This is a genomic window from Jatrophihabitans sp., from assembly GCF_051960575.1.
Classification (GTDB): Bacteria; Actinomycetota; Actinomycetes; order Mycobacteriales; family Jatrophihabitantaceae; genus JBQCEE01.
In genome coordinates this window covers 1-2,236 of the sequence record NZ_JBQCEE010000298.1, presented here as the reverse complement: position 1 = coordinate 2,236, position 2,236 = coordinate 1, and the positions used below count along the sequence as shown (strand labels likewise).

Sequence of the window (2,236 nt, the reverse complement as noted above, 5' to 3'; positions counted from 1 at the left end):
GCGCTCCGCGACGACAGCGGCATGGTCGCGCTCCGCGACGACAGCGGCATGGTCGCGCTCCGCGACGACAGCGGCATGGTCGCGCTCCGCGACGACAGCGGCATGGTCGCGCTCCGCGGCGACGGCGGACGGACATTCGCCGGCAGGTCTGGTGGGCTGACGGGATGTCGGCTCGATGAGGGTGTCAGGACTTGTATCGCGATCGGGCCTCGACACTGGCGAGTTGGGGATCGCGCAGGCCTACGCAGTCCTGGATCCAGAACGTTTGGCAGTAAACGAACGGGCCGCGGGGCAATCCTGGGTCGAACAGCGCGACTTGGAATCCTGGTTCGGGAATTCGCGGAGAGGGGCGGTCGAAGCCTCGGGAACGTGCGGACGAGAAGCCGCGCGCTCCGTAAAAGTTTGGGTCACCTTCAAGAAAGACGGCCGGCTCGCCCCTTTCCCGTGCTGTTCGCAGGGCTTCGGCGACCAGAGCCGTTCCGATCCCTTGTCGCTGGTGGGACGGCGCGACGGCAAGCGGGCTTAGGGTCACGACCTCGACGAGGCGCTCGCGGGCGTCGATCCAGCAACGACTCAACTGAACGTGACCGATCACAGTGCCGAGTCGGCAGGCGACGAGGCTGGCGACCACGTCGCCTGCCGCGGCTAACGCGTCGACCAAGTCCGGCACGCGTCGGCCGCCGAAGGCTGCGCCGTTGACCCGCCGGACGGCGTCACTGTCCCCCGACTCTGCGAGTCGGTAGGTAACGGCGGACGAACTGTCCATGCTGTCCACCGTGTCATGACACAACAACGCCACAAGGAGGTATCAGGCCATCCAGAGAATCAGCATCGTCGCGACCTGCTAGGTCATCCGGAGCACCGCAGAATCAGCGTGATGGTCGGGCCGCGACGCAACGTCGGTCGGGCGCCTGGGCGGGGTTCAGCTGAACCCGTTCTACGGGCCGGGTGACTGGGCGTGCAGATACCGGTGCCCGCGCAGTGCCGCGCCGGCGACGGCGAGTGCTGCCACGATGGCCGCCGTCAGCGCCGCACTGGCGCCGGCGCGATCGACCAGGACGCCGCCGAATGCGGTGCCGACGGCGATCCCGGCGAAGACGCTGACACCCAGCCAGGTGTAAGCCTCGGTGAGGTTGTCGACAGGCACGGTCGTCGGGACGAGGGAATTGCCCGTGATCAGGGTTGGCGCGTTCGTAAAGCCAGCCGCGAACAGCGCCGCGGTGGTGAGGAGGAGCGAGTGCGAAGCGCCCGCGGCGGCGATCACAATAGCGGCGAGAGCCATGGCGAAAGCGGCGGCTTGGAACCGCCGCGCAGGAGCGGCTCGCCATGCTGTCGCCCCGTAGGCCACCCCTGCGAGCAGGCTGCCGCCGGCCCAACAGGCCAACATTGCGCCGGCAGCTCCTGCCTGATCCTGTTCGTGAGCCAGGGCGACGATGCCGACCTCGACCAGCCCGAACATCGTGCCAATCGCCGCGAACGCGGCGATCAACACCATCACGCCGGGACGGCGGAGCGCTGAACGATGCCGCCCCCGGCCGTCCTCCCCGCCGCCGGCCACTGGCAACGGCGGATCGGCGCGCTGATGAGCTGGTTCGGTGCCGCGCTGAGCCAGCAACATCACCGTGCCAGCCACCGTCAGAGCGGCCGCCCCCACCAGTCCCGCAGCCGGGGTGACACCCATCGCGAGGGCCGTGACCAGGACCGGGCCGACGACGAACACCGCCTCCTCGATCAGGGATTCGATCGCCAAAGCCCGCTCTAGCATGACCGAGTCCTCGAGCAGCGCCGTCCATCGAGCGCGGGACAGCGCACCGGTCTGCGGCAGTGACGCGCCGACGAAACCGGCCAACCCGACCAGCAGCCACGTCGACGCGCCGCTCACGCACGCCGTGACCAGAGCAGCGGCCGCCACGACATGCATAGCGATCTGCGGTCCCACGACCGTCCGCTGCCGCAGCCGATCAACCAGACGCGACACCTGCGGACCCGAGACACCCTGCGCCACCGAAATCGACCCCGCCACCAGACCAGCGACACCGAACGAGCGACCCGACTGCACCAGCAACAGCACCGACCCCAGCCCGAACATCGCCTGACCCAGGCGCGCCAGTGTCAACGGCCAAGTTGTGGTCCCCGCTGGTGGCCAACTGAAAGTCCCCACTCCTCGCGGGTGATCACTTCTTTTTCGAGGCGGTGTCTCCTCTCGTGCGGGCTTGTTTCATGCGGTAGCTGTCGC

The 2,236-nt window shown here is 68.5% G+C and carries 2 protein-coding genes; both read right to left on the bottom strand.

Annotation, left to right across the window (positions count from 1 at the left end; genetic code table 11):
- Window positions 1-184: 184 nt before the first annotated feature.
- Window positions 185-766 carry a GNAT family N-acetyltransferase gene (locus ACTHMS_RS16605; protein ID WP_440307775.1) on the bottom strand — a complete coding sequence of 194 codons (582 nt, stop codon included), beginning with the start codon at window positions 764-766 and terminating at the stop codon, window positions 185-187.
- Window positions 767-937: 171 nt separating this feature from the next.
- Entirely contained in the window at window positions 938-2,116 is a 1,179-nt protein-coding gene (locus tag ACTHMS_RS16600) for an MFS transporter (RefSeq protein ID WP_440307774.1), read from the bottom strand.
- Window positions 2,117-2,236: the final 120 nt, after the last annotated feature.

What these genes read in the sequence shown, in the direction of transcription:
- ACTHMS_RS16605 (WP_440307775.1), bottom strand. Translation starts at nt 766, where the DNA reads ATGGACAGTTCGTCCGCCGTTACCTACCGACTCGCAGAGTCGGGGGAC.